Below are 25541 nucleotides of genomic sequence, written 5' to 3' on the forward strand. Positions count from 1 at the left end.
ACCCTCGACGGAGCCCCGCCATGTCAGCGCCCGACAGCCTCAAGGACGTCTATCTCGACGAGATGAAGGATCTCTGGTCCGCCAACGACCAGATGAGCCGGGCCGTGCGCCGGCTCGGCGAGCAGGCCAGCGATCCGAAGCTGAAGCAGATGCTGGAGGAATCCGTCTCCGGCATCGGCAAGCACACCGAGGTTCTCAAGGCGATCATCCGGGAGAACGGCGGCGAGGTCTCGCCCGAGCATTGCAAGGGCATGGAGGGCTTGGTCGCCGAGGCGCTCAAGCACGGCATCGAGGAGGCGCCGCAGGACGGGCATCTGCGCGACGTGCAGATCATCGCCCAGTACCAGCGTATGTCGCATTACGGGCTGGCCGGCTTCGGCTCGGCGGCGGCCTACGCCAAGGCCCTCGGCCGCTCCGATCAGGAGGCCAAGCTGAAGGGCGCGGTCTCCGAGATCTACAAGGTCGATCAGTTCGCAAGCCGCCTGGCCGAAAGCGTCGAGAAGGCCGCCGCCTGACGCGCGGCTGAGACCGCCCGCCTCGTGCCGGACCCGAACCGCTCGAGCCCGGCGCCACGGTCCCCGGCGCGCTCCGTGGCTTCGCGCGAAATAGGCGTTCCGCTCGTGGCGGAACGCCCGCCGATCGCCGCCGGTCCGACCCTCGATCGCCCGCCGCGCCGTTCCCGGCGAAGGCCCCTCACGGACAATCGCGACCATGATCTTCCTCTACGGCGTCGTGTTGCTCGCGGGCATCGCCAACGCGGTCCAGCCCGGCCAGACCACTCAACTCGCCCGGTCGCTGGGCCAGCCCTTCACGGCGGGGCTCGTGTCGATGTTCGTCGGCACCGCCGGCATGTTCGCCATCGGGCTGCTGTCGGGACATCTCACGGTGCCGAGCCTGCAGCAGGCGGGTCAGACGCCCTGGTGGGCCTGGATCGGCGGCCTCGTCGGCGTCGGCCTCCTGCTCGCGCAGCTCTTCGTGGCGCAGCGGATCGGGGCGGCGCCGTTCCTCGCCATCCTCGTGACCGCGGGGGTGGCGACCTCGATCGCCCTCGACCATTTCGGCCTCGTCGGGTTCGAGGTGCATGCCGCCGGGCCGATGCGGCTGATCGGCGGCGCCCTGATGATCGCGGGCGTGACCCTCGTCGCGCTCTCCTGATCGTCGCCGACGCCTGATCGCAAGAAGCGTGCGCGATCCCGGCCGGGACGGAGCCGGGTTCCCCGCATGCTTAATCGCCTGTTAACGGCCCACGGCCATTGATCGGCCCACGTCGCGTTCCCCGCGGGGCATGCGGGTCGGCTCGATCGCGTCGCGATTTCCGGCCTCGGCGTGCCTGCGCCCTCCTCTCCCTGCCGGAAGCTCGATCCGTGACCAGCCTGCTGACCAACATCGCCGCCATGACGGCGCTGACGACGCTCAAGGGCATCAACACACAGCTCGACGCGACCTCCAACCGCGTCTCGACCGGCCAGCGCGTCTCGGCCGCCGCCGACAACGCCGCCTATTGGTCGATCGCCACCACGGTGCGCACCGACAACGCCTCGCTCTCGGCGGTGAAGGATTCGCTGGGCTTGGGCGCCTCGGCGGTCGACACCGCCTATAACGGCCTCAACGCGATCCTGACCGATCTCCAGAACCTGCGCGCCAAGCTGCAGACCGCGCTCCAGCCCGGCATCGACCGCGCCAAGGTTCAGGTCGAGATCGACGCGATCCAGGACAAGATGAAGGCGACCGCCGATTCCTCGATCTCGTCCGGCCAGAACTGGCTCTCGGTCGATTCCTCGCCGAGCAACGGCGTCTACCGGGCGACCCAGAACGTGGTCGCGGGCTTCTCGCGCAACGCCGGGGGAACGGTGACGTTCTCGATGATCGGCGTCGATGTGAACGCGATCAAGCTCTACGACGTCAACGCCTCCAGCATCACCACGGCGGCGACCTCCGGCCAGATCTTCGGCTCGACCTCGCTCACCGGTACGACGGCGTTCACCGGCGGCACCGCGAACTTCAATGGCACCAACGAGGTGGCGTTCTCGCTGACGCTGGGCGACGGCTCGACGGGCACGATCCGCCTGAACCGCACCGCCCTCGCCTCCGCAGCGGCCGACCTCACCAAGGTGACGACGCAGGAATTCCTCGATGCGATCAACAACCAGATCGCCGCCGACACCGATGCCAACCCGCTCGCCGGCAAGATCACCGCCGGCCTCGACACCTCCGGGCGGTTGAGCTTCACCACCGTCGCGACCGGCGCGACCGCCCAGGTGACGATCCAGAACGTGGCGGCGAGCGCCGGCAACGCCCTGGTCGATGTCGGCTTCGGCACCGGCACCGCGGCGACCGACGCGAGGGTCGGCAAGGGATCGGCGGCCGGCACCACTTCCGGCAAGGGCATCCTCGACACCGCCGACGGCGGCACCGGCGTGTCGGTCGCCACGATCGACATCTCGGTCCTGTCGGGCACGGCGGGCGACACGACGCTGCGGGCGATCGTCACCCAGGTCGAGAGGGCGATCGCCAAGGTCACCGATGCCGGCACCAAGCTCGGCGCCAACAAGACCCAGATCGACGGCCAGAAGGCTTTCGTCGACACCCTGATTAAGGCCAACGACCGCACCGTCGGCATCCTGGTCGATGCCGACATCGAGGAGGAGTCGACCAAGCTGAAGGCGCTGCAGACGCAGCAACAGCTCGCGGTCCAGGCGCTCTCGATCGCCAACTCGGGCGGCCAGAACATTCTCTCGCTGTTCCGCTCGTAAGCCGCTCGCGGGGCGGAGCCGGCCTCGCTCCCCGCCGTCGCGGCGAGGCCGTCCGGGTCACGCGCGGCGGGAGGGGACGCCCTTCCGGCGCGTCGTGTCGGCAGCCGGTAAGGTATCGCGCGGCACGAAGGTCTTCCTCGAGGCCGAGCCAGCCGGCTGCCTCGGCCGCCACCGGAAGACCAGGGCTGCGCGTGAAAAAATGTTTCCACTCGAAGTCCGGCGATATCCCGCCTTCCAAGTCGTTTGCGCTTCACTTGCGGGGGTCGAGCGCCTGTGTCTATCGTCCGGTTGTATCCCGGCGATGCCCATCGGCGTCGTCCGGCGCGCCGCCGGCCGGTGGGACGATCCCCGGTCTTCGACCGGGCCATCCCTGAAGAGCCGGCCTTCTTCGCTCGGACCCAGTCGTTTGTCGCTCGCATCCCTCTTCGAAGCCGCTCACGGAACGGCCGGTGAACAGGTCCAGGCGGTTCTGCAGGCGGTGCGCCGCCATCTGGCGATGGATGTCGGGTTCGTCTCCGAATTCATCAGCGGTCGCCGGGTCTTCCGCTTCACCGACGGGCGGACGTCCAGCAACCCGATCACCGTCGGCGCGTCGGACCCGCTGGAGAGGAGCTTCTGCTATTACGTCGCCCGCGGCATGATGCCCGAGCTGATGCACGACGCCCGCGAGGATCCGGTCGCCGCCGGTCTGACGGTCACCCAAGAACTGCCGGTGGGCGCCCATCTCAGCGTGCCCCTGCGCCACGCCGACGGGACGACCTACGGCTCGGTCTGCTGCTTCAGCTTCACCCCCGACCGCTCCCTGACCACCCGCGATCTCGGCCTGCTGCGCCTGTGCGCGGATCTGGTGGGCGCGATCCTGCACCGCGACCGTCGAGCCGTCATCGACAGGGAGACCCGACGCGAGCGCGTCCGCGCGGTGATCGAGGCGGGCGCGATCGAGATGGCCTATCAGCCGATCTACAGCGTCGCCGACGGGCGGCTGAAGGCGTTCGAGGCGCTCGCCCGATTCCCGTCGGAACCCCGGCGCGCACCCGATGCGTGGTTCGCCGAGGCCGCCGAGGTCGGGCTCGGCGAGGACCTGGAGTTCCTCGCCGTCGAGCGGGCGCTCTCCGGCTTCGCGAGCCTCGATCCGGCGCTCAAGCTCACGGTCAACCTGTCGCCCGCGCAGATCGCGAGTCCGCGCTTCGCCGCCGCCTTCGAGGGGGCGCCGCTGGAGCGCACCGTGATCGAGCTGACCGAGCACGCGGGCGTCGCGTCCTACGATGTCCTGCGGGAGGCGCTGACTCCCCTGCGGGCGCGGGGCCTGCGGCTCGCCATCGACGATGTCGGTGCGGGGCACTCGACCTTCCGGCACGTGCTCGACCTCTCGCCGGAATTCATCAAGCTCGACATGAGCCTGATCCGCGGGATCGACCGCGACACCGCCCGGCGGGCGCTCGCCGAGTCCATCACCAGCTACGGCCGGCGCATCGGCTGCGAGGTGGTGGCCGAGGGCGTCGAGACCCCGGCCGAGTTCGCGGCGCTGCGCGACATCGGCGTGACCCGCGCCCAGGGCTTCCTGCTCGGGCGGCCCATGCCGATCGAGGAGGCGGCGCGCCTGCCCGAGACCGCGACCTTCCCCGACGAGACGACTTGAAGCGCATTTCGACGAAGTGGAAACCGGTTCGTCGCGAGACTGCGCGGCAAACCGGGAATCGAGAGCCGCCGGCCTGATGCAATCGGGTCGGATACGGCTCCAGGCGTCGCGGCGTTCGGGGTCGGCGGCGCCATGTGCGTAGGGCAATCGCTCGAAGCCGCCTACGCGGCTTCGCGGCGCGAAGAGCGCCGCGCGGAGCGGGCTTTTCAGGACATGTGTCCTGAAAAGCGCCGAGCGGAGCGAAAGCCTGAGCCCGCGGAGGCGGGCGCCAGCGACTGAGGCAAGTCGACAAACCAGGGCAATCGCTTCAAGCGATTGCCCTGGCCATGTGCGTCCCCGCCCTTCCGAAACCCGCGCCGGGGCATTATTAAAGGGTTCCTCTCGACCGGATTTCCTCCTCCCCGTCGCCGTTCGGCGACCCGGCGGGGCCGTTCTCCGGGCGGGGCCATCAACCCGTCAGACCCATCTCGCCATGACCGCGCCGCGCACCCTCTACGACAAGATCTGGGACGACCACGTCGTCGATATCGGGCCGGACGGCTCCGCTCTCCTCTATATCGACCGCCACCTCGTCCACGAGGTGACGAGCCCGCAGGCCTTCGAGGGCTTGCGCGTGGCCGGCCGCAAGGTCCGCGCCCCGCACAAGACGCTGGCGGTGGTCGACCACAACGTCCAGACCTCGGACCGCTCCAAGGGCATCGAGGATCCGGAGAGCCGCACGCAGCTCGAGGCCCTGGCCGAGAACGTGCGCGACTTCGGCATCGAGTTCTACGACGCCCTCGACCGGCGCCAGGGCATCGTCCACATCATCGGGCCGGAGCAGGGCTTCACCCTGCCGGGCCAGACCATCGTCTGCGGCGATTCCCACACCTCGACACACGGCGCCTTCGGGGCGCTCGCCCACGGCATCGGCACCTCGGAGGTCGAGCACGTGCTCGCCACCCAGACGTTGATCCAGCGCAAAGCCAGGAATATGCGGGTGACCGTCGACGGCACCCTGCCGCCGGGGGTCACCGCCAAGGACATCATCCTGGCGATCATCGGCGAGATCGGCACCGCGGGGGGCACCGGCCACGTCATCGAGTACGCGGGCGAGGCGATCCGCGCCCTCTCGATGGAGGGGCGGATGACGATCTGCAACATGTCGATCGAGGGCGGCGCGCGCGCCGGCATGGTCGCCCCGGACGCCACCACCTACGCCTACGTGAAGGACCGGCCGAAGGCGCCGAAGGGCGCGGCGTTTGATGCGGCCCGCCGCTACTGGGAGAGCCTGCTGAGCGACGAGGGTGCGCATTTCGACCGCGAGATCCGTCTCGATGCGGGCAATCTGCCCCCGCTCGTCTCCTGGGGCACGTCGCCCGAGGACGTGGTCTCGATCGCCGGCCTCGTGCCGGATCCCTCGACCATCGCCGACGAGAACAAGCGCCAGTCCAAGGAGAAGGCGCTGGAATACATGGGCCTAACGCCGGGCACCCGCATCACCGACCTGACCCTCGACCGCGTCTTCATCGGCTCCTGCACCAACGGGCGCATCGAGGATCTCCGTGCGGTCGCCAGGGTGGTCGAGGGCCGCAAGGTCCATGACGGCGTCTCGGCGATGGTGGTGCCGGGCTCCGGCCTCGTGAAGGCCCAGGCCGAGGCCGAGGGGATCGACCGGATCCTGAAGGCGGCGGGGTTCGACTGGCGCGAGCCGGGCTGCTCGATGTGCCTCGGCATGAACCCGGACAAGTTGCGCCCCGGCGAGCGTTGCGCCTCGACGTCGAACCGCAACTTCGAGGGCCGCCAGGGCCCGCGCGGGCGGACCCACCTCGTCTCCCCGGCGATGGCGGCGGCGGCGGCGGTGGCCGGCCGCTTCGTGGATATCCGCGACTGGCGCGGATGACGCCCCAGGCCCGGCCGGCGCTGCGCGCGGAGGTGTTCCCCGGGGCATTGCCGTCGCGCTTTTTGCAGGGCGGCGGCGAAACAGCGATTGACGCCCTGGCCGCCGCCCCCTAAACGAGCCCCATCGCCGGTCGGATACGACCCGGCGCCCAGGTGGCGGAATTGGTAGACGCGCTGGTTTCAGGTACCAGTCTCGCAAGAGGTGAAGGTTCGAGTCCTTTCCTGGGCACCAACTGATCTCCAAGTTGTTGAGATCGTTGGTCTTCTAAGCTTTGATCCCGCACCTGGTCGCCGGGTGCGGGATTTTTTCTGGCCGAACGGGCCAGCTTCGCCCGGTTGGCGGTGCGCGTGTAGACCGCGCTTTCCCGGCTCCCGTCGGCCCATCCGAACAGCGCGTTGAGCTGCGCTTCCGTCGCGCCGTCCTCGGCCGCGCGGCGGGCTCCGGCCTTGCGCAGACCGTGCGCCGATCTGGGGCAGCCGGCGGCGCGGCAGACCTTCCCGAACCACGTCCCGAACGACTCCTTGGTGAAGGGCCGCCCGCGCTCGGTCGCGATGAAGGTCAGCTCGCCCGTCGGCGCCGCGTCGATCGAGGCGGCGAGCGCGGGCAGGATCGGCGCGACCACCACCATCCCGGTCTTCTCGGTGCGGAGAGTGAACTCGCCGCCGCGGACATGCGGACGGCCGAGCCGCACCGCGTCGCCGCGCCGGAGGCCGGTGTAGAGCAGGAGGTCGAAGGCCAGGCGCTGGCGCGTGCCGAGCGGCCAGTGCGCCTCGAACCGGGCGAGTTCGTCCTCGGTCCAGGCGTGGAAGCCGGCATCGTCGTTGCCGCCCGACAGGAGCTTCACCCCGAGCGTCGGGTCGGCCTTCACGTACTCGGCGGCGAGCGCCCAGCCGAACAGGCCCCGCATCGCCTTGAGGAAGTTGTTGGCCGCGTGCGGCCGGTCGCGGCGCCGGTCCCGGCCGGCGAGGATCGCGCGGCGATCAATCACCTTCAGCAGCTCACCGCCCGCGGTCTCCTCGATGGCGCGGTAGACGGCGTGCCGCTGCTTGCGCGTGGCGGGCGCGAGGTCCGACCACTCGGCGGTCGCGACGTAGCGGGCGATCAGCCAGGACAGCGTGCCGGGCGCCGGGACGCTCGGCGCCGTCACCAGCTTGCCCTCGACGGCCATGCGGTAGTCGCGCCAGAAGCCCGCCGAGCCGAACGGCTCGCGCATCCGGGTCCGGGGCCCCTGCCCGACGCGGACGTACCAGACCACGGTTCCGTGACGGGTGGTCTCGCGGACGAGGTGGGGCCGGCGCGGGCGGGGCATGGTGTCGGTCATAGGACCACCGGCGGCCTTTCCTCGGCAAGGGATTCGGGCAGCGGCTCGGCCTCGTCGCGCGGTCGCTCGACGGTCTCGACTGCCACGCCGTCGGGTCGCACCACGACGCGCAACACGGGCAGGCCCGCGGCCTGGACGGCGCGGATCACGCGCGCGACGTCGGCCTGCGTGATACAAGCCGAAAGCGCTGGCGAGGTCTCCGCAAGCTCTTGGGCGGCGGTTCGTGATAGTTTTCTGGCTCGGTTGCGACCGGAAAATCAGTCTTCGATTGAGGCCCGCCCCTGATGCGCGCCTTCCCGTCTCCCCCAGATCTATCCCACGAGTATCCGTCGCATGGACTGGCTTCACTTTGCGTTGGGCGCCGCTCTCACGGTCCAATCGATCGGCTGGCTGCGTATCGTCAGACGGATCTCACGTCTGGACGAAGAAATTTCCTCAACGCTGATCACAACAACCAGTCTGCTCCATTTCTTTCGCTCTGTAGCGGAAGGCCAGTCCGCGAAGAACACTACGCCGCTGATGCTGGAACGCGAAACCGACATGGTCTGAGGATTAATTCGCAGTCCTGGCTCCAGATCGCGGTCGAAAACCAAGCTGTCCGTGTAACTGTCTGGTATCTCTCCAGCATTCACATCGTGTCGCCCATTGTTGAGGTGAGAGATTTTTGCTCCTTTGGGCTCAATGACTTTGACGCTGGAGAGTCGGTAACGGTTCGAGGCAGGATCTGCAAGGCTGAGCCTAAACCTCTGTCCTGTAGCCCCTTGAGTTGCCCCACTGTGCAAATGCAAAGACCAAACGGCTTCAGCATCCCGTTTCGACTTGCGCGCTGCGTCACGCCTGCTGAGAATATTGAAAAGCAAACCTGCGGCCTCAAGGCCCCCCGTTATAAACCATCCCAAAATATCTTTCGTTTCAACGGCCATTGGAGAGCTTCCATCGGTGGTGTGGCAACTCCCGATGGTAAGCGGCGCGGGTCGGGTGTCCATGGGATCGCCCGGCCCGCGTTCGCAAAGCTGTGCTCAACCCTTGGCGGCCCACGCCTCACTCTGCCGCGCCAGTGCAGCGAAGGCCCGGTGCATGCCGGCCATGCCCCGCGGTACAACCTCCAGGGTCGGCACGTCCTTCACGTCGAAGCGGACGTGCACCAGCATCCAGCAACCGGGCCGGCCGCAGTGGAAGGACACCCCGAAGGCCTCCCGCGTCGCCCCGCCGTTCTCCATGTCGATGTCGACCTCGCGCTCGACCCCCTGCAACTCGATCTCGAACAGCTCGTCATCGCCGGCCATGGCGCCCTCCCGTCAGGTCTCGAGTTGCATCAGCGCGTCGGCGACGGCGACGGCGCCGAGCAGCGCCGCCGTCTGCGAGCCGCCGGGCGTGCGTCCTTGCGCGTCGAGGCGGTTCGCGAGCCGCTCCTGCGCCGCGGCAGCGTCCGCGGGCTCCAGCACGTCGATCAGGTCCAACGCCAGGATCGCCAGCGCCTGGGCCAGCGTCCCGACGGCGACCGTCCCGTCTTTCCGGCCCGCCGGCCGCCCGCGCGCGCCAAAGCTGACGCGGCCGGCGGTCCTGTCGTGCCTCTCGCTCATCACCTCCACGCGTCATCGCTCCTGCTGCAGTTGTCCCTACACGACCACAGGAGCCACCCGAGATGTTGGGAGGATCACCCGAGCGCTCGGGTAAATCACCCGAGGCCCGCGGAGGCGCCATGCTGACCGCGCGCACCGAGGCACGCGAGCTCGTGCTGCAGATCGCCGGGCCGCTGCGTCTCGGCGAGAACGTCAAGGGCGCGCTCGCCCGTGTCGCCCGCACCACCGGTCTGACCGACCGGCGGGTGCGCGGGATCTGCACAGCGAGGCGCGCTCGATCACCGCGGTCGAGATGGATCGCTTGAGACACGCCGCGCGGGACGCTCGCGCCCTGGAGCAAGCCCGTGATGAACACCGGACCGTCCTCGCACAGATCGCCGCCTGCAACGCGGCCCTGGGGCTACCGGCCCCGGACCTGGGCGGCGCGCCTGCTCCTGCACTGGGCGAGCCGGACGGCGGTGAAGATCGCACCTTGGATCAAGGAGCCTGACCGGCGCGGACCCCGCGCCTGAGCCCTTCCCGAAACGCGAACCGCCGCTCCGGCTGGCCCCGGAAGCGGCGGAAGTTGGTGCGGTGATGTCTGGACTTCGCGATCACGAATATAGTCGAAGCGCAGGTCTTCCGGCAAGCACGGAGGCGGCTCTTTGATGGATGTGCAGTCCATCGCCCGCGCGCTCGGCGGGGTGGTCAGCGGCGGCCAAGTCATGGCGCCGGCGCCGGGTCACTCCGCGCGCGACCGCTCGCTGTCGATCCGCCTCGACCCGAGCGCGCCGGACGGACTGCTCGTCAACACCTTCGCCGGCGACGACCTGCTCGCGGCCAAGAGCTACGTGATGCAGCGACTCGGCCTGGAGCGCGTGCCCCGCCCGGCCCGAGGCGCCGGGCGTCCTGCCCGACCCCGGCCGGCGCCGGCGCGCCCCGCGCCGCAACTCGGCCGCGCGCCGATTCCCGAGATGACCCCGCTCGCGCCCGGCGACCTGCGCGGCCTGCAAGCGATCGGCGAGCCGGAGCCGCCGCCGGTGACGAGCGAGGTGCCGGGCCGGCGCCACATCTATCGCCGCGACGGCCAGGCGGTGCGGGTGAAGATCCGCAAGACGCGTGGGGCAGCCTTCATCGACTTCTACCTCGTGAAGGATTCCGAGCAGCGGATCACCGGCTGGCAAGCGAAGCGGCCCGCAAGCTACGTGCCGGTGCCCTATGTCGGCAGCCTCGACCCGTTCGACGGCGAGCTCGCCCACGACGCCGTGTTCTGGCCGGAGGGCGAGAAGGACGTCGACACTCTGGCGCGGCTCGGCCTGCCCGCTTTCACCTACGGGGGCGCCCAGGACGTACCGGAGGGCTGCGGCGCGCTGCTCGCCGGCCGCGACGTCGTCATCCTCATCGACAACGACGGGCCCGGACGCGAATGCGCCGAGCGCAAGGTCGCGGCCTGCGCCGAGGCCGCCGCGCGGGTGCGGGTGGTGGGCTTCTCCGAGCTCGACGAGGGGCAGGACGTCTCGGACTGGATCGAGGCCGGCGGCACCGTCGAGCGGCTGTGGCAGCGGGTCGAGGCGGCGGAGGTCGAGGCCGAGCCTGGCCCGCCGATCCGCGCCACGCCGTTCCGGTGGATCGACCCGGCGGCGATCCCGCCGCGGGGCTGGATCTACGGCTGGCACTACATCCGCAAGTTCATCGCGACGACGATCGCGCCGGGTGGCATCGGCAAGTCGTCGCTCGTGATCGTCGAAGCACTCGCCATCGCCACCGGTCAAGCGCTGCTCGGCATCACACCGAACGAGAGCACGCCGGTCTGGATCTGGAACGGCGAGGATCCCCGCGAGGAGATGGAGCGCCGGGTGATGGCCGCCGCGCTCCGCTACCGCCTGCGGCCGGAGGACCTCGAGGGCCGCCTGTTCCTCGACAGCGGGCGCACCGCCCCGATCGTCATTGCCCGGCAGACCCGCGAGGGCACGGCGATCGCCGAGCCGGTGGTCGAGGCAGTCAAGGCCGCGATCCGGGACAACGGCATCGGGGTGTTCGTAGTCGATCCCTTCGTGTCCTCGCACGAGGTCTCGGAGAACGACAACGGCGCCATCAACGCGGTGGCCACGGTCTGGGCGCAGATCGCCGACGAGACCGGCTGCGCGATCGAGCTCGTGCACCACGCCCGCAAAGGCCAAGGGGGCGAGGTCACGGTGGAGGACGGGCGCGGCGCCAGCGCCCTCCTGAGCAAGGCGCGCGCGGGCCGCGCGCTCAACGTCATGACGGAAGAGGAGGCCGAACGCGCCGGGGTGGAGAACCGGCGCCTGCATTTCAGGTACTACGATGGAAAGGCGAATCTCGCTCCGCCGGCCGACAGCTCGACATGGCTGCGGCTGGCCTCGGTCGATCTCGGGAACGCAAGAGCGGACCGGCCGGCCGACAGCGTGGGGGTCGCCGAGTCCTGGCGGTGGCCGGATCCGTTCACAGGAGTGACGACGGCCGACCTCAGGGCGGTGCAGCAGAAAGTCAGCGAAGGCCGTTACCGCGAGAGCTCCCAGGCCAAGGACTGGGTCGGTCGGGCCGTCGCCGAGGCGCTGCGCTTGGACGTGGAGAACAAGGCGGACCGCGCCAAGATCAAGGGTCTGCTCAAGACCTGGATCCGCACCGGCGCCCTGCGCATCGTCGACGATCAGGACGAGCGCGGCAACAAGAGACCCTTCGTGGAGGTCGGCGAATGGGCGACCTGAACGACGGCTTCCTCACCTTGAAAAGTGAGGTGAGGAAAGGTGGGGAAGTGGGGGTCCGGCCCCACCATCCGCACCTTCCACCACCTCTACGCCCCGTAGGGGCTAGGGGGGTGGGGGAAGTGGGGAACGCGCTGAAACCGGGATCCGCCCCATGTCGACGAAGGTCGCAAGAGCGGCTCGACCGGGCGGACCGTGACGTGGAGATCGGCTCGTGAACCGCCAGCCCCGCATCGTCCTCACCGAGCTGCGCGAGTACCGCTCAGCCTCGGGCTCGACCTACTTCGCAGGCTATCTCGGGAAGACCCGGGTGGTGATGCTGCGCGACGACCGGGCCGAGTGCACCGGCAAGGAGGTGGCGCGCTGGAACGTGCTCATGGAGGAGCCGCGGCCGAGGGAGGGCCAGGACGGCCCCTCTCCCATTTCCGGCGCCTCACGCCCGCGCCGGGCGGCTAGGGCCGGGCCGAGCGAGCACGAGCGCCGGGAGCGCCCCGCTCAGGAGCGACGGGCGACGAAGCTGCTGCGTAAACGCGGGACTGATCCGGATGCGCCGCTGCCGAGCGATCCGCTGCCGTTTTGAAGGAGGCCAGAAATGCGCTCTTGACGATGAGGAAGCCGACGCTCGACGACGTGACATCCGGTTTTCCAAGGCGCCTTGACGCTTTCAGTGAGCGCGTCGGATCGAGCAATAGGGCCCGGCGTATGGCGACCGGGACAGCAAGGGGATCACCGTGTCAGAGCTTTCCGGCTCCACCACCCGAGCCGCACCTAGGCGCACCCTCGACATCGAGGTGGCTTTGCAGTGGGCCTACCGTGATGAGTTGCCCAAAAGGCGTGACGACCACCCACTGCGCGGAATCGGCTATCCAAGCACGCATCCGATGTGGCGGGCCGGCGCGTTCGGCGGGCGCATCGACTGCTGGAACCGCGATCCCGGATTCCCGCTCGCGATGGGCGACCCGTCACCCGACGCGCTCCGCATCGAGGCCGCGGTCGAGGCGCTCGACGACGCGACCCTCGACATCCTGCCCTACGACGTCGGGAAGGGCCTGGGCGAGCACGTCGATCTGCGCCACGTTATCTCGATCACCCGCCGCGACGTCCGGTCCTGGATCGTGACCTACGCCCGCAATGGCAAGCGCCCCGATCTGGGCGGACCGGCCGAGTTCGAACCGGTACGCGGAGCCAACGGCAAGGCCGAGATCTGGGAGACCGTGAGCATTCCGGCCGGAGAAGGGCCGGACGGAACACCGTGGTTCACGACCTTCGACCGGCGCACCACGTCTGTCCGGGCCGGAACCTATCCGGATGGCGCGTTCTGCAAGCTCCAGTGGGTGCGCACCGCCGACGACATCGCCGAGGATCGCGCCCGCTACGCGCTCTGGCACGCGGGGCTCACTCTCCTTGCCGAGATCCTGACCCCCGTCCTTCAGACTGTCGCGGTCGCGCCGCCCGCCGCCGTCACCCGCCCCTGGATCGAGGCCGAGCCCGCTCCGCCAACCATCCGGCCGAACCTCGCACGCCGCACCGTCGCCCTCGATAGGCGCCGCCCGGTCGCCCGACGCGCGCCCGGACGCCGTCCGGAGCCGGTGCGCATGAGCCCGCCGAGCGAGTGGAAGCCGGCCGGGGCGGCGTGAGAGGCGTCGCGCGCCGCGTCAGACGATCAGGAAGTCGTTCGCGGCGATCTTGGCATGGTTGTCGAGCACGGCGAACTTCACCGCCGCGCCCGCGCCCGAGCCGTCGGCGTCGTAGAACAGCTCGCCCGTCGTCTGCTTGTACAGGATGCGGTCGTTGGCGTCGGCCGCGCCGGTGCTGATGTTCTTGAACGCGCTGTCCGCAAGCTGCCCCGGCGCGAGCGCGGCGAACACGCTCTTGGCCAGCCGGATCGTGTCGTCGGCATGCGAGAAGTCGACGATGCGGTCGACATTGCCCGGTGTGAGCGCGGTCGAGAACACGAAGGCATCCGCACCCTTGCCGCCGTGCAGAACGTCTTTGCCGCCCTTGCCGTCGAGCACGTTGGCGCCGGCGTTCCCGACCAGTGCCTGACCGAACTCGTTGCCGGTGAGGTTGTGGGCTCGCGAGCCCGTAGAGGCGAGGAGCTGCAGAGCCTCGATCTCCTGGCCGGCGCCGAGCGTGTAGTTGGTAGACGACACCACCTTATCGAAACCCTGCCCCTTGATCTCGCGGACGAAGTCGCGGGCGTGATCGACGACGTAGGTGTCGTTGCCGCGGTAGCCGCGCATCGTGTCGACGCCGCCCCGGCCGTCGAGAATGTTGTTGCCGCTGTTGCCCTCGACCGCTTGGTTGAAATCGTTGCCGGTCAGGTTGATGTGGGCCGAGCCCTCCGACTTGGCGACCCGAAGGATCTCGATTTCCTGCTTGGCTGCGAGGGCATAGCTGATCGTGCTTACCACCGTATCGGTCCCGCCGCCGACCGCCTCCAACACCACGTCGCCGGAGTTGTTCACCCGGTAGAGATCGTCGCCGCCCTTGCCCTGAAGGGTCTCGGCGCCCAGCGTCCCGGCGAAATACTCGCTCGCCGCCGTGCCGATGTAACCGTTGATTTTGAGGGTGCCGCTGATCGTTTTCAGGTCGTCTGAAATGAATGCGCTCTGACCATCGCGCCCGAGGAGTTGCGCGCCGTTGAGATTGATCGAACTGATGGCCAGGTCCTTCGTCGTGTCGTCAGGACGAACGACGTACTTGAAGACGAAAAACTTGCCGGGCTGCGAAGCTGAAGCATCGTACGTGGCTGTGCCACCCGTATTGAGGGTGAGGGTGATCTTTTGCGCGGCGGTCGCGGTCTCTATGCCTTTAAGGGTGAGTCTGAGAAAAACCGTGTCGCCGACGATGACGCTGCCGGTTCCGGCATAGCTGATCTTCGCGCCGTAAACGTATGGAAGGCTGAACTGCGCGATCGATGGGAAATAAAAAACCCCAGCGGATCTACTGCCGTATTCATCATAGGCGGTCCATCTTATCTTGGACCCATCCGAGGAAGTTAAAACTGAGAATGTATAATTGCCTTCGGGCAATATGTCTTGATAGGTGTTGGTTGCAAGATCGTAAGCTCGATAGTTATATTTGCCGTTATATGAGCCAAAGTCCCATCCGGTTACGGGCTGGAAGACGACGGACTTTCCATCTCTGCTGAACGACAGATCCATTGGGGAGCCGCCGCCCACGCCCGAGTATTCATATAACGTTTTTCGCGATCCAGTGATGTTGTTGGTCAGCGTTACAGTTTGATTTCCATACGCTGCATCATCCATGTCGCTTGACGACGCGAACGCTTGCGTGTCGACGATCGTATAACGGCCGTCGCTCGACGTTTTTGACACCGTCGCCATAACTTACCCCCCGAGGCGCTCCTTTCTGCGCCGCAGGCAATGCAGCACGTCTTGAGGTTGCGGTCGAGGGCTCAAGCAGGCACGCGGCGCCGATATTCCATCGGAGTGATTGTCGAGGCACAAAAAGCTCGCGCGCACCGGCTTGCATCCATCTGGAACTTGCGGCATGTCCCGCACTGCAGAGGTGCATATAGCCCCGGCGGACATCCGCGCGGGGCTTTTTCGTACCCACACACCTTCCCCGCGAGCCGTGCTCACTTGCCCGCTCGCGCGACTGCTTTGCCCATGCAGGGCAGAGAAGTACCCTTATCTGCCCCCGGAGTTTCGACCGTGACGCAGCCCCCGTCGGCGCCGCCCGCGGCTGATGACGCACGCCTCGTCGAGACGTGGGTCGCCCGCTCCGCCAGCCCGCACGCCCGCCGGAAGTACCGCGCCCAGGCCGGCCGCTTCCTCGCCTCCTTGGGTCGGCCGCTCGCCGCCGCAACGCTCGCCGACCTGCAGGCCTACCTCCACACCCTTCAGGGGAAGGCCTCGGCGACGCAGGCGAACGCGGCCGCCGCGCTGAAGAGCCTCTTCACCTTCGCTCAGGAGACCGGCGCTCTGCAGTTCAACATCGGCGCCGCTCTGAAGGCCCCGCCGGTCAAGAGCACGCTCGCCGAGCGCATCCTCGCCGAGCCAGACGCCATGCGCATGATCGCGCTCGAGCCCGACCGTCGGAATCGTGCACTGCTCACCGTGCTCTACGGCGCCGGCCTCCGGATCTCCGAGGGCGTTGGCCTGCGCTGGCGCGACCTCACGGCCCGGGACAGCGCCGGCCAGGCCACGGTCTACGGCAAAGGCGGCAAGACCCGCACGGTGCTGCTTTCGGCCAACACCTGGCGCATCGTGCACGAGCTGCGCGACGCGCCCGAGCCGGATGCCTTCGTGTTTCGGTCCCAGCCAGCCGGCCGCGGACTGTCTCTCAGCCAGGCGCACCGCATCGTGAAGCGAGCCGCCGCGCGGGCCGGGCTGACGGCTGAGGTCTCGGCGCACTGGCTTCGGCACGCCCACGCCAGCCACGCGCTCGACCGCGGCGCCCCGATCCACCTCGTGCAGGCGACGCTCGGACACGCCAGCGTCAGCACCACCGGCCGCTACCTGCATGCACGGCCGAGCGAGAGCAGCGCCCGGTTCCTGGGCGTCTGATCCTCGAACACAGATCCGCGCGCGGCCCGAGGCTACGGGGGCTTAGCGCGCGGCTAGGCTGCCCGGTGCTGGACCCCGGCGCTTTGTCTTCTTCGGCCGAGGGCGTGCCTACGGGCTGCGCCTCATCCGGGCCGAGCAGCCGAACACTTCAACCATGCGAGGCCGCGGGCCGGCTCGCCGATCTCCTCCACGCGCGAGCTCTGGAGCCGCGCTCCTTCCCCCGAACCATTGAGGCCCCATGCAGCCTAACACCCCGCGCACCATGCGGTGCGACCGATCGCCCACGCCTCTGCCAGCACGGATCGAGACCAGCGCCGACCTCGACCGCTGGCGCGACGAGCGCGGCGAGGCCGACGCCGCCCTGTCCGGCTTGACCGGCGAGCGCGCCCGGATGCTGACGAGCGCCAGCGTGGACGCGCTGGCCCGCAAGGATGCCGAGATCGCGACCGCCCGCCTGCGGGCCGAGCGCGCCGCCGCCGTCGTCGTCCAGGCCGAGCGTCGGGCCACAGAGACCGAGGCCCGCGAGGCGGCCAAGGAGCCGGAGCGCCGCAAGCGGTACGCCGTCGGCAAGAAGGCTGCCGCCGAAGCCGAGCGCATCATGCGGACGGAATACGAGCCCGCCGCCGCGCAACTCGCCGCCGTCCTCGGGCGCCTCGCCGCGCTCCAACCCGCCATCGAAGCGGCGAACGCCGACCTCCCGGCCGATGCTGTGCGGCTCGACCCCGACGCCTTCCGCGGCCTCGCCGCCACGCCCGGCCGGCATGAGCGGCGCTTACGCGCCGTCGCGATCGATGCCGACGGGGCGCGCCTGCACGGGCACATCACCGCCTTCCGGGCTGACGCCACCGCCGAGCCCTGGGCCCGGCACGAGAACGGTGCGGTTCCGCAGGCTCGTCAGGAGGCCCGCGAGGAGCAGGAATGGATTCCCGGTTCGGCCGCGGTGCCCGCCGACTCGCTCCTCACCAGCACCGCGATTCCCGGCCTGCGCTGGGATGATCCGGCCCACTGGCCGCCGAAGGACTGAGCCCGCGCCGCCTCACCGAAACCCGACCGAGGACCACATGAGCAAGATCAAGGGGCCCGCTATGGGCCGACGCACCACCACGGCTGTCGCCGCCGAGATCGAGGCGCTGGACGCCGAGCGCGTGCCCGCGGCCGAGGCGCTGGACCGCGAGCGCGCCGCCCGGCCCGCCCTGGTTGAGGCCGGCGACCTCGACGGCATCGAGGCGCTGGACGCCAAGGTCCGTCGCGCGGAGATCGAAGCCGAGGTGCACGCCTCGCGCCGCACCCGCCTCGTCGCCGAGATGGAGGGGGCCGCCGCCGCCGAGGCTCATGCGGCGGAGCAGGCCACGCGCCGCGCGGCCTACGACGAGGCTCGCGCCGCCGCCGACGAGGCCGCCCGCCTCTACAACGAGGAGTATCCGCGCCTCGCCCGCGCCATCGCCGACTTGCTCGGCCGCACGGCGAAGGCCGGCAATCTGGTGAAGGCCGGCAATCTGGTGAAGGCCGCGAACGCGGCGCTCCCGGAGGGTGTGGAGAGGATCGCCGACCCCGAGCCGAACCGCGGGCGCCCGAGCATCGACACGCCCGGCGAGACCCAGTTCAAGACGGTGCGGCGGGACCGACGCACGGGCCTCGAAGTCCACCACTGGCACCCCGGCGACCCGAACATCGAAGAGGTGCGCGTCGAGTGCGGCAAGGGCCTCACGACCTTCAGCCCGGCCGTGTCCCATGTCCCGCTGCGCCACGCGGTCAATCTTCCCGGCGTGGCCTACGGCGACCCGGCATTCTGGGCCGCGCCGACTCCGCAGGCGCCCCCCGGCGCCGTCGCGGGCATCACCGACTGGCGCCAGCTCGCGCGCTGAGGGAGGCACGCATGTCCGATCCCAAGACCCGCCGCCGCGCCAGCCGCGTCCGCTCCGACAGCTTCGACCCTGAGAGCTACACCATTGAGGTGGTGTGGACGACCGGCGCCACGGTGCGGACCTTCGACCCCTGGACGGGCGAAGAGTTCGACGAGGCGCTGTCCCTGGACGATGGCGCCGTCAACCTCGACCGCCTGAACGCGGGCGCCGCTTTCATCGACACGCACGATTCGTCCGAGTGCTCCCGCGTCGTCGGCAGCGTCGTGCGCGGCTCGGCCCGGATCGAGGGCGGCAAGGGCCTCTGCCTCGTGCAGCTCTCCCGCGCCCGGGACGTCGCCGACATCGTGCTCAAGATCCGCGAAGGCGTCATCCGCAACGTCAGCGTGGGCTACTGGGTCCACCGATACGAGACGGTGGAGCAGGACGGCGCCACGCCGCTCAAGATCGCGACCGAGTGGGAGCCGTTGGAGATTTCCGCGGTTCCGGTCCCCGCCGATGCAGGCTCGCAAATCCGCTCGGCCCGCGGCCGCCGCACCGGCGCCCGGCCCCGTCCGCCTGAGACGGACATGGAGCGCGGCGCCCGCGCGGCGGCCCGTATCCTCGGAAAGCCGGTCCCGAAGCGGGAGCCGAGCGCCTCCGAGCGGGCGCTCGCGGCGCTGCGGCGCCATCCCGGCCGGGCGCGCGAGCCCGACCCGCGCCGCGTCGCCGAGCGCGAGGCCGCCGACCGGAAGGCAGGCGCCAAGGCAGCGCGGCGCCTCCTGTGGCGCGGCCACATGCCCGGCCGCTGAGGATCACCCATGGCTGACGACAGCCGCGACACGGTGCTCGCCGCGATGCTGGCCGTGCACCGCGCCGCCGAACCCCTCCGCGACGTGATGCAGCGACCGTGCTTCCCGCGAGGGAAGGACGGCAGCGTCGCGGTGTGGGCCCTGGGCGGGGACTTCACCCTGTCCGCCGAGCAAGTCGCCACGCTCAGCGGCGCCTTCGACCTCTTCTGCCTCGCCATGGCTCAGCCAGCGAGCGAGGCCATTCACTGAGGCATCCCATGAACCGCAGACGAGCCCCACGACTGGAAGGCGCCGCCCTCCGCAAGCTCACGCTCATCGATCCCGAGACGCTGGACGACCTGCCGCCCGAGGACGACCGCGACGATGAAGACGCCCCGGAGCACACTGAGGAGGAGGCCGCCGACATCGTAACCGCCCAGCGCTTCCGGGCCGACTACGACCGCGGCGCCCGCGAGGCCCGCGCCGCGCTGCGGCGGCGATAGCGCCCCACCCCTTGGGTCCTTCCCAGGGGGTGCCGGGGTCGAGGGTAGTTCGGACCCCACCGGTTCACCCTCTAAGAAATTTTCAAACCGGATTTTATGTTTATGTCTGGCCGACGGGCGAGCCTGAAAACGTGCGCCAGATAAGCGTCACAAGCAACTGATGTGACTTGATTTTTTGGCCGCGCCCGCGCGTCGACGGAAACCCGTGAGACGGCACGACGCGAAGTAAAATTGGCTCAGCGCAGATCCGCCCTGACCTCACCTGCCCCATCCAGACCTGACCATCCAGAAGGACACCCGCCGTGTCTGACAACATGCGCCTCGTCGCGCGGGTCGAGGACCAGTTCACCGGCCCTCTCGCCAAGCTGAAACACGAGATCGTCGGCGTCTCCGACACGACTAAGAAGCACACCAGCGCGTGGCGCAAGGACTGGGACGAAGCCCGCGGCGGCATCACCCGGTTCGAGGGCGCGTTGAACGGCGTCACCCCCGTCCTGACGCGCCTTGGCGTGTCGGGCATCGGCGTCGCCCTGTCGATCGGCGGGATGGCCTCGGCGCTGGGCGAGTTCTCGCTTAAGACGCGCGGCCTCAGCCAGACATCGAAGGACATCGGGCTCACCGTCGATCAACTGCGCGCCTTCAATGCGCTGGGCGAGCGGTTCGGCGTCACCGCCGACACGATGACGAGCGCGGCGAAGTCGTTCGCCGGGCAGATGTACGAGATCAAGCGCCAGGGCTCGACCTACGTCGAGCTGCAGGCGATGAACCTCGCCAAGCTCGCCGAGGACCTGGCCAGCTCGAAGTCGATGGAGCAGGCGATCCAGCGCGGCATGGAAGGCCTGCGCGCGATCCCCGACTCCGAGGTCCGTCGCCGGGTCTCGCGCCTGCTGTTCGGCACCGACGACATCGGCCTGATCGCCTCGAACCTCACCGGCACGGTGAAGGGCGCGCTCGGCGAGGTCTCCCAGGCCATCGGCAAGATGGACAAGGATACCGAGCAGGCGGCCAAGGATTTCCAGAAGCACATGAACCACATCAGCGAGGCCGCGGAGCGTGCTAGGCTGAAATTCATCGGACCGCTGCTGGAGAGCATGGTCGGCGCTGTCGACTTCATCGAAAAGCGCGGTCTCTTTGGTCAGGACAAGAACGCTCCTTCCCAGAGCCCGCCGACCGATCTCGACGAGTCGCTCGATGCGCAGATGCGAGGACAGCGCCCCCTCTCGAAGTCTGAAAAAGAACGCCAAAACCGCGCCGACACCGCCGCGCGGGAGCTCGCCCAGAAGTCCGGCGAACTCGACTATGCCCGCAAGCGGATCGTGCGCGAGCCCGAGGTGGAACGCCGCCTCACTGCGGAGATCCAGCGCCTCACTGACGAGCTGCGACGCCTGCGCGAGCAGGGTGCAACCCTGAACCCGTCGAGCTTCGGCGGCCCGGCCGGCGGCGGCTCGCTGATCCAGAAGGCGGCCTGGGGCGGGGGAGGGTTCGGCAGGTTCGGCGGTGGCCCGCTGAGTGGGTATGGCGGCGGCGGTAGTGGCAGCTTCGGCGGGCCGCTCGGCAACTCCGGTGGCAGCGGCCCGCTGGGCAACGGTGGAACGACATCCCTGCGTGCACCCGTGCCCTATCAGGGCGCGATCAGCGGGCAGCGTGGCGGAGTTCCCGAGGGGCAGGACGGTCCTTTGGCCGCCAAGTACCCCGATGGCCTTGCGGCAGGCATCCGCCAGACCGCGAAGGATCTCGGGGTGTCGGCTGAGGACATCGCGACGGTGCTTTCCTACGAGACCGGCGGCACCTTCGATAAGTGGAAGCGCGGTCCGACCACGAAGTGGGGCACGCATCGAGGGCTGATCCAGTGGGGTGAGCCGCAGGCCCAAAAATACGGCGTCACGGCCGATATGTCGGCGGGCGAGCAGATGCGCGCTGTGACCCGCTACCTCCGGGATGCCGGCGTGAAGCCCGGCATGGGCATCCTCGACATCTACAGCGCCGTGAATGCCGGGCGGGTAGGTCGCTACAACGCCAGCGACGCGGCGGCGGGCGGCGCTTGGGGTACGGTGCGGGACAAGGTCGAGCACCAGATGCACGGCCATCGCCGGAAGGCCGCAGCGCTGTTGCGGACGGATCTAGACGGCGACGTCGCGGCCAGCGCCCCAGGCGAGGCTGACGTGCCCTGGCACCAACGCCTGCGCTCGAACGAGCCGGGCAAGATGAGCCGCCTGCGCGACGACGAGCTTGAGGTGCCGGGCTCCGGCGAGCGCCCCGGCGACCGCATGATGCGTCGCTTCTACGGTGAAGGTGCGCCGGTCGCGAAGGGCGGCAAGGGCAGCCTGCACATCACCTTGGAGGGCTTCCCGCCGGGGTCGAAGGCGAAAGCGTCCATGGATGACCTGTTCCGCGACACGAAAGTGGAGCGCGGGCGGTCGCAGATGGACATGACCTGAGCTATCGCCCCCAAGCCCGCACACCGCCACCCCGCCCGGCTCCGGCTGGGCGGGGCTTTTCGCGTTCCGGGCTGTCGGGATCAGGCCGGCCGGCATACCGTCCGATCGTCCTCGTCGAACACGTATTCGAGCACTCCGTAGGGTGGCCCGTCGAACCAGCCGATGGCCTCGGCCTCCGCTCCGGTGAGCGTGCGCGTCACGACGGGCTCGCCGACTTCCTTGCTGGAAATCTGTGCCTCGTCCACGCGGATCGCCACGACGACGCGCGTGCCGATGTCGGTGCAACGCCAGCGTCCAGGGCCGCACAGGAACTCGCCGCCGATCTTGAATTCCGAGAGGTCCATGCCGTTGTCTGCTCCGACGTCGATCTCGCTCGGGACATGGACGACGAGTCCCGGTACGGTCTCGCCGCGGGCGTGGGCTGCGGCCTGCTCCAGGCTGTCGACCAGTTCATCGAACAGCGCCTTCTTCATAGCTCACGCCTTGCTGCGGTGCTTCGCAGCACGCTCTTTGGCCGGACGCTGTGGCTGCTGAATTAACTTCTCCGCGTCATCGGCGCCCGACTGTTGCGGCAGCCGACGCGAGCCCACGATGACCGCCTCGTTGATACGGCCTTGCCAGCCGGGCCCCGTGGCCCGGAACGAGGCCAGGGCCGCGGGATCAAGGCGCAGCGTCACCTGCACCAGCTTGTTCGGCGAGCGCGGGCGGCCCCGGCGCGTCAGAGCCTTGAAGAGGGCCGGCGGCATCGCCTCGCGGGCCGGACGCATCTGCGCCAGTTGCTCGGTCGTCGCCTCAGGCGCGTCGGGATCGGTCGCGATCTCGACTTGGAGGGCAGCTTCCTCCTCCTCGGACAGCATCTCGACCACGCGGGGCGTTGCGGTTTCACGCCTGGGATTGCTCGGCATAGTCCCTCCTCTCGCGGTTGCTGGCGCGACGCAGGCTGATGGCTGAGATCGCCTCGGTCCCGTGGTAGGCGAACACGAGCGCCACGAGTTGGCCGTCGAGGAAGCCGACCGCCATGTGGCGCTCCTCGCCCCGCGCGCTCGCCTTCGCCGGCAGGATCATCGCCGTATCCCACTCGAATCGGTCGCGGGCGTCCACGAAGTCGAGGCCGTGACCGGCGGGCGGGGCCAGCCGGTTCCTCTCTCGCTTCGGTTCGTCCCACACCATCAGCATGGGTTTTTTAGTAACTACTGAAATTGAGGCTGGCAAGCGGGTTGGCGCGATCCAACCGGCACGTCATTCCGGTAGGTGCGCGCCTTTCCGGCTCGTCACCGCCTCGCGGAGCGACGCATGTCCGCGCACACGGCGGCCAGCCCGTCCTTCACGACCCGCGAGCGGAACGCGGTGTCCGCCTCCCTGGTGGTCTGGTCGAACTCCGGCTCCGAAAGGACCGTTGCACAGGACTGAACGGCTCCCGCCGCCGCGCTTGCCCCGAAATCTTCCCGGCACTCGATCTCGGCGAAGGTGAGCGTCGAGACGGATCGGACGGTGCCGTAGCAGTCGGTTTGCGCCTTCGCGGAGACGCATGACGCCAACGTGATTGCCGTGACGAGTCGCAGCACCGTTCGCCCCTCCGCTCGCCGGCGAAAATTGCCGCCACAGCCCATCTTGACGCTACTGCCGCCAGCTTGTCGCGGGAAGGGGCGGATGCGCGATGTGCCAGCACTGAACATCTTGTCGTGAGCAGGCATTTTGGGTGCGGGAGCCATCGAAAATAACCGTTGCCGCTTAAGGGGCGCAGATATCTCGCACCTGAGGCAATCGGCGTTGATTTTGTTGTTTTATTTTACTTCTTTCCTGGGCACCAATTTTCTGAGAACTGCCATCATCTCAGAGACTTAACGCCAGATTGAGTGATACGCTAGGGTCAAAACCTAATCAGCTTGGGCATGCGAAGGGCTGCTAGGGATGGAGAGCGGGCTTCGAAGCTAAGGCCGGAACCGGACGTCCGTGCCAGTGGCGTAAGGTACGCTACGGGTTCGGGGATGAAGACCGGCGCCACCGGTCCGGTATGGGTCCACCCTAAACGGACTTGTTCGAGCCGGATTTGCGAACCAGACAAGCCCCTGAAATGGCAACGGCCGAGAGGCGGTGCGAAAATCTTGAGTTTCGAGCATACCGGCACCTGAATAGAACCGCCGTGCCCGTTATCGATAAAAGGAAACGGCAAACAGCGTTCGCGAAAATAATCGACAGCACCGGCGCCATCGCCAATATGTCACATCTGCGAAAGAAAAGCCGATTATCCCTCCCCTAGCAATAAGTTGATCCCGGTCGAGTTCTATAAGCCCTCGTCACATCAAATTGGCGCGTGTAAAAATTCCGACAAGTCATCCACTTGAACAATCATAAATTATGTCACGCTTCGGTCTCGCAGCCCTCTTCTGCCCGACTAAGGGATTACAATGAACCCTATCACCTTTACCTACACTGGGCAGATCACAGCCTGCACCGTCGGGCAAAGTGGTTCTTATCTTATCAGCACGTACGGTGCTCAAGGTGGCGATAGCATCAGCGTAATTACTCACGCGCCTGATGGCAGGGTTCAAGCGCCGATAGTTTTCAGGATGGAGCCTAATGGATTGGCGCCGCTCAGGCGCGCGGTGTCGACGACGGTGCGGATGGCGGCCTCGCCCTCGGCGGCCCACATGGCGCGATAGCCGTTGGTGACCTTCCGCTGCACGACAGCCGGACGCAGGAGCCGCTCGGAGCCGTTGTTGGTCGGCTCGACCTTTCCAGGATAGGCGAGGAAGACCAGGAGCTGATCGCGGGCGCGGCTGATCTTGGCCTGCAGCTCGCGGGTCAGGTCACAGCGGCTCGGCGTGACCAGGATGGCGCCGAGTTGCCGATCCAGGCTCCGGCGCTTGGCCGAGAGCGTCGCGGCAGCCAAGTCGGTGACGCGCTCGGCCAGGGCGAAGACGCTCTGCAACCAGAGCTGCAGGCGCCAGGGTACGGGATCGTCACTGACCTCGACGACATAGGCGACGTCGCGGGCCGGCAGGTCTGGTGCTCATCCGCGTGGCCTTGTTGGGCGGTGTAGCGGTCCGAGATCCACACCGCGGGCCGATGCCCGTCCATCATGTCCCGCACCACGCCGGCGCCGCGTGTCGGCGAGGCCGTGTGCACCACCGCGTCGGCCGAGTGGAACAGCCAGTGGTAAGCGTTCGAGCCTTCGATCCGCACGCCGGTCTCGTCGCAGGCGACGACCTCAGCCCGGCGCAGGGTCGCGATGGCCGCGTCACGACCGGACCGGAAGCAGCCCTGCGCGCGGCGGAGCAGGTTCATCAGCCCGCCCTGGCTAAGCGTGAGGCCGAACAGGTCGGACAGCGCCGCCTGCAACCGTTCGTACGAGAGCGCCTGGAAGGTTTTCAGGTACGTCGCCACCGCATGCAGCCGCGGACCAAACGGGGTGCCGCGCGCCGCCTCCGGCGCCGGTGCGACCACCCGTTCCCTGATCTGCCCCCACGAGGTGGTCCAAGTTCGAAGTTAGTGCAGGGTCGGCCTTTGCTCCACGGGTAGCTTGGCCGGCGGAGCCGGTCGGGTGAGC

Annotated in this window: 24 protein-coding genes, 1 tRNA gene and 2 pseudogenes; 18 read left to right on the top strand and 9 right to left on the bottom strand. The window is 68.6% G+C overall.

Going from position 1 to position 25541, the window contains the following annotated elements; translation table 11 throughout:
• Window positions 1-20: 20 nt before the first annotated feature.
• The 6 genes from HNR00_RS19670 (at window position 21) to HNR00_RS19695 (ending at window position 6505) form a co-directional block, all read left to right on the top strand.
• The gene (locus HNR00_RS19670) at window positions 21-515 is read left to right on the top strand and encodes a YciE/YciF ferroxidase family protein (RefSeq protein ID WP_183572166.1); all 495 of its coding nucleotides are present in this window, start codon (window positions 21-23) and stop codon (window positions 513-515) included.
• Between the two features lie 196 nt (window positions 516-711).
• Window positions 712-1155 carry a DMT family transporter gene (locus tag HNR00_RS19675; protein WP_183572168.1) on the top strand — a complete coding sequence of 148 codons (444 nt, stop codon included), beginning with the start codon at window positions 712-714 and terminating at the stop codon, window positions 1153-1155.
• Between the two features lie 209 nt (window positions 1156-1364).
• Window positions 1365-2753: a flagellin N-terminal helical domain-containing protein gene (locus HNR00_RS19680; RefSeq protein WP_183572170.1), complete on the top strand. Its 1389-nt coding sequence runs from the start codon at window positions 1365-1367 to the stop codon at window positions 2751-2753.
• A 406-nt stretch (window positions 2754-3159) separates the two neighbouring features.
• Window positions 3160-4392: a sensor domain-containing phosphodiesterase gene (locus tag HNR00_RS19685; RefSeq protein ID WP_183572172.1), complete on the top strand. Its 1233-nt coding sequence runs from the start codon at window positions 3160-3162 to the stop codon at window positions 4390-4392.
• A gap of 472 nt (window positions 4393-4864) precedes the next feature.
• The gene (gene leuC, locus HNR00_RS19690) at window positions 4865-6274 is read left to right on the top strand and encodes a 3-isopropylmalate dehydratase large subunit (RefSeq protein ID WP_183572174.1); all 1410 of its coding nucleotides are present in this window, start codon (window positions 4865-4867) and stop codon (window positions 6272-6274) included.
• Between the two features lie 146 nt (window positions 6275-6420).
• Window positions 6421-6505: transfer RNA gene (locus tag HNR00_RS19695), tRNA-Leu, on the top strand.
• Window positions 6506-6671: 166 nt separating this feature from the next.
• On the opposite strand, the pseudogene HNR00_RS25985 reads toward HNR00_RS19695, so the two are convergent.
• A pseudogene (locus HNR00_RS25985) lies at window positions 6672-7595 on the bottom strand (tyrosine-type recombinase/integrase); the annotation flags it as partial.
• Window positions 7596-7928: 333 nt separating this feature from the next.
• Between HNR00_RS25985 and HNR00_RS19705 the strand changes: the two are divergent.
• Window positions 7929-8144: a hypothetical protein gene (locus tag HNR00_RS19705; protein WP_183572176.1), complete on the top strand. Its 216-nt coding sequence runs from the start codon at window positions 7929-7931 to the stop codon at window positions 8142-8144.
• 470 nt (window positions 8145-8614) lie between these two features.
• On the opposite strand, the gene HNR00_RS19710 is transcribed toward HNR00_RS19705, so the two are convergent.
• Together HNR00_RS19710 and HNR00_RS19715 are read right to left on the bottom strand one after the other, a co-directional pair.
• Window positions 8615-8881: a hypothetical protein gene (locus HNR00_RS19710; protein WP_183572178.1), complete on the bottom strand. Its 267-nt coding sequence runs from the start codon at window positions 8879-8881 to the stop codon at window positions 8615-8617.
• A 12-nt stretch (window positions 8882-8893) separates the two neighbouring features.
• On the bottom strand, window positions 8894-9178 hold the full coding sequence (locus tag HNR00_RS19715; protein ID WP_183572231.1) for a hypothetical protein: 285 nt from the start codon (window positions 9176-9178) through the stop codon (window positions 8894-8896).
• Between the two features lie 119 nt (window positions 9179-9297).
• Here HNR00_RS19715 and HNR00_RS19720 point away from each other — a divergent pair, with 119 nt between their 5' ends.
• From HNR00_RS19720 to HNR00_RS19735, 4 genes are all read left to right on the top strand, one after another.
• Window positions 9298-9483 carry a hypothetical protein gene (locus HNR00_RS19720; RefSeq protein ID WP_183572180.1) on the top strand — a complete coding sequence of 62 codons (186 nt, stop codon included), beginning with the start codon at window positions 9298-9300 and terminating at the stop codon, window positions 9481-9483.
• 342 nt (window positions 9484-9825) lie between these two features.
• Window positions 9826-11886: an AAA family ATPase gene (locus HNR00_RS19725; protein ID WP_183572182.1), complete on the top strand. Its 2061-nt coding sequence runs from the start codon at window positions 9826-9828 to the stop codon at window positions 11884-11886.
• 211 nt (window positions 11887-12097) lie between these two features.
• Window positions 12098-12463: a hypothetical protein gene (locus tag HNR00_RS19730; protein WP_183572184.1), complete on the top strand. Its 366-nt coding sequence runs from the start codon at window positions 12098-12100 to the stop codon at window positions 12461-12463.
• Between the two features lie 151 nt (window positions 12464-12614).
• Complete coding sequence (locus HNR00_RS19735) at window positions 12615-13520, top strand: hypothetical protein (RefSeq protein ID WP_183572186.1); 906 nt, start codon at window positions 12615-12617, stop codon at window positions 13518-13520.
• An 18-nt stretch (window positions 13521-13538) separates the two neighbouring features.
• On the opposite strand, the gene HNR00_RS19740 is transcribed toward HNR00_RS19735, so the two are convergent.
• Window positions 13539-15233 (bottom strand): calcium-binding protein, encoded by a 1695-nt coding sequence (locus tag HNR00_RS19740; RefSeq protein ID WP_183572188.1) that lies wholly within the window; start codon window positions 15231-15233, stop codon window positions 13539-13541.
• Between the two features lie 330 nt (window positions 15234-15563).
• Between HNR00_RS19740 and HNR00_RS19745 the strand changes: the two genes are divergently transcribed.
• The 7 genes from HNR00_RS19745 to HNR00_RS19775 all read left to right on the top strand — a co-directional run bounded on the left by HNR00_RS19745 (window position 15564) and on the right by HNR00_RS19775 (window position 21991).
• The gene (locus HNR00_RS19745) at window positions 15564-16418 is read left to right on the top strand and encodes a tyrosine-type recombinase/integrase (protein ID WP_312886084.1); all 855 of its coding nucleotides are present in this window, start codon (window positions 15564-15566) and stop codon (window positions 16416-16418) included.
• Window positions 16419-16656: 238 nt separating this feature from the next.
• Window positions 16657-17442: a hypothetical protein gene (locus HNR00_RS19750; RefSeq protein ID WP_183572192.1), complete on the top strand. Its 786-nt coding sequence runs from the start codon at window positions 16657-16659 to the stop codon at window positions 17440-17442.
• A 37-nt stretch (window positions 17443-17479) separates the two neighbouring features.
• On the top strand, window positions 17480-18283 hold the full coding sequence (locus HNR00_RS19755) for a hypothetical protein (protein ID WP_183572194.1): 804 nt from the start codon (window positions 17480-17482) through the stop codon (window positions 18281-18283).
• 11 nt (window positions 18284-18294) lie between these two features.
• Window positions 18295-19071: an HK97 family phage prohead protease gene (locus HNR00_RS19760; protein ID WP_183572196.1), complete on the top strand. Its 777-nt coding sequence runs from the start codon at window positions 18295-18297 to the stop codon at window positions 19069-19071.
• 9 nt (window positions 19072-19080) lie between these two features.
• Window positions 19081-19320 (top strand): profilin, encoded by a 240-nt coding sequence (locus tag HNR00_RS19765; RefSeq protein WP_183572198.1) that lies wholly within the window; start codon window positions 19081-19083, stop codon window positions 19318-19320.
• An 8-nt stretch (window positions 19321-19328) separates the two neighbouring features.
• Window positions 19329-19553 (top strand): hypothetical protein, encoded by a 225-nt coding sequence (locus HNR00_RS19770; protein WP_183572200.1) that lies wholly within the window; start codon window positions 19329-19331, stop codon window positions 19551-19553.
• Window positions 19554-19855: 302 nt separating this feature from the next.
• Window positions 19856-21991 carry a hypothetical protein gene (locus tag HNR00_RS19775; RefSeq protein WP_183572202.1) on the top strand — a complete coding sequence of 712 codons (2136 nt, stop codon included), beginning with the start codon at window positions 19856-19858 and terminating at the stop codon, window positions 21989-21991.
• Window positions 21992-22071: 80 nt separating this feature from the next.
• Here the strand turns inward: HNR00_RS19775 and HNR00_RS19780 are convergent, their stop codons facing one another.
• The 5 genes and pseudogenes from HNR00_RS19780 to tnpC form a co-directional block, all read right to left on the bottom strand.
• Complete coding sequence (locus HNR00_RS19780) at window positions 22072-22464, bottom strand: hypothetical protein (protein ID WP_246390818.1); 393 nt, start codon at window positions 22462-22464, stop codon at window positions 22072-22074.
• A 3-nt stretch (window positions 22465-22467) separates the two neighbouring features.
• Window positions 22468-22896, bottom strand: a complete 429-nt coding sequence (locus tag HNR00_RS26090) for a BrnA antitoxin family protein (protein WP_246390819.1) — start codon at window positions 22894-22896, stop codon at window positions 22468-22470.
• Window positions 22874-23161, bottom strand: coding sequence for a BrnT family toxin (locus tag HNR00_RS19795; protein WP_183572204.1), 288 nt, complete (start codon window positions 23159-23161; stop codon window positions 22874-22876). The genes HNR00_RS26090 and HNR00_RS19795 overlap by 23 nt, the downstream gene beginning before the upstream one ends.
• Before the next feature lie 101 nt (window positions 23162-23262).
• A complete protein-coding gene (locus HNR00_RS19800) occupies window positions 23263-23556 on the bottom strand; it encodes a hypothetical protein (protein WP_183572206.1) in 294 nt (97 codons plus the stop codon).
• A 983-nt stretch (window positions 23557-24539) separates the two neighbouring features.
• A pseudogene (gene tnpC / locus HNR00_RS19805) lies at window positions 24540-25441 on the bottom strand (IS66 family transposase); the annotation flags it as partial.
• Between the last annotated feature and the right edge of the window lie 100 nt (window positions 25442-25541).

The organism is Methylorubrum rhodinum, assembly GCF_014199935.1.
Taxonomy (GTDB): Bacteria; Pseudomonadota; Alphaproteobacteria; order Rhizobiales; family Beijerinckiaceae; genus Methylobacterium; species Methylobacterium rhodinum.

Coding starts and splice junctions, on each gene's coding strand:
- HNR00_RS26090 (WP_246390819.1), bottom strand. CDS start 22,896: ATGCCGAGCAATCCCAGGCGTGAAACCGCAACGCCCCGCGTGGTCGAG.
- HNR00_RS19670 (WP_183572166.1), top strand. CDS start 21: ATGTCAGCGCCCGACAGCCTCAAGGACGTCTATCTCGACGAGATGAAG.
- HNR00_RS19795 (WP_183572204.1), bottom strand. CDS start 23,161: ATGGTGTGGGACGAACCGAAGCGAGAGAGGAACCGGCTGGCCCCGCCC.
- HNR00_RS19750 (WP_183572192.1), top strand. CDS start 16,657: ATGCAGCCTAACACCCCGCGCACCATGCGGTGCGACCGATCGCCCACG.
- leuC (WP_183572174.1), top strand. CDS start 4,865: ATGACCGCGCCGCGCACCCTCTACGACAAGATCTGGGACGACCACGTC.
- HNR00_RS19675 (WP_183572168.1), top strand. CDS start 712: ATGATCTTCCTCTACGGCGTCGTGTTGCTCGCGGGCATCGCCAACGCG.
- HNR00_RS19765 (WP_183572198.1), top strand. CDS start 19,081: ATGGCTGACGACAGCCGCGACACGGTGCTCGCCGCGATGCTGGCCGTG.
- HNR00_RS19705 (WP_183572176.1), top strand. CDS start 7,929: ATGGACTGGCTTCACTTTGCGTTGGGCGCCGCTCTCACGGTCCAATCG.
- HNR00_RS19755 (WP_183572194.1), top strand. CDS start 17,480: ATGAGCAAGATCAAGGGGCCCGCTATGGGCCGACGCACCACCACGGCT.
- HNR00_RS19770 (WP_183572200.1), top strand. CDS start 19,329: ATGAACCGCAGACGAGCCCCACGACTGGAAGGCGCCGCCCTCCGCAAG.
- HNR00_RS19715 (WP_183572231.1), bottom strand. CDS start 9,178: ATGAGCGAGAGGCACGACAGGACCGCCGGCCGCGTCAGCTTTGGCGCG.
- HNR00_RS19780 (WP_246390818.1), bottom strand. CDS start 22,464: ATGAAGAAGGCGCTGTTCGATGAACTGGTCGACAGCCTGGAGCAGGCC.
- HNR00_RS19725 (WP_183572182.1), top strand. CDS start 9,826: ATGGATGTGCAGTCCATCGCCCGCGCGCTCGGCGGGGTGGTCAGCGGC.
- HNR00_RS19760 (WP_183572196.1), top strand. CDS start 18,295: ATGTCCGATCCCAAGACCCGCCGCCGCGCCAGCCGCGTCCGCTCCGAC.
- HNR00_RS19740 (WP_183572188.1), bottom strand. CDS start 15,233: ATGGCGACGGTGTCAAAAACGTCGAGCGACGGCCGTTATACGATCGTC.
- HNR00_RS19720 (WP_183572180.1), top strand. CDS start 9,298: ATGCTGACCGCGCGCACCGAGGCACGCGAGCTCGTGCTGCAGATCGCC.
- HNR00_RS19710 (WP_183572178.1), bottom strand. CDS start 8,881: ATGGCCGGCGATGACGAGCTGTTCGAGATCGAGTTGCAGGGGGTCGAG.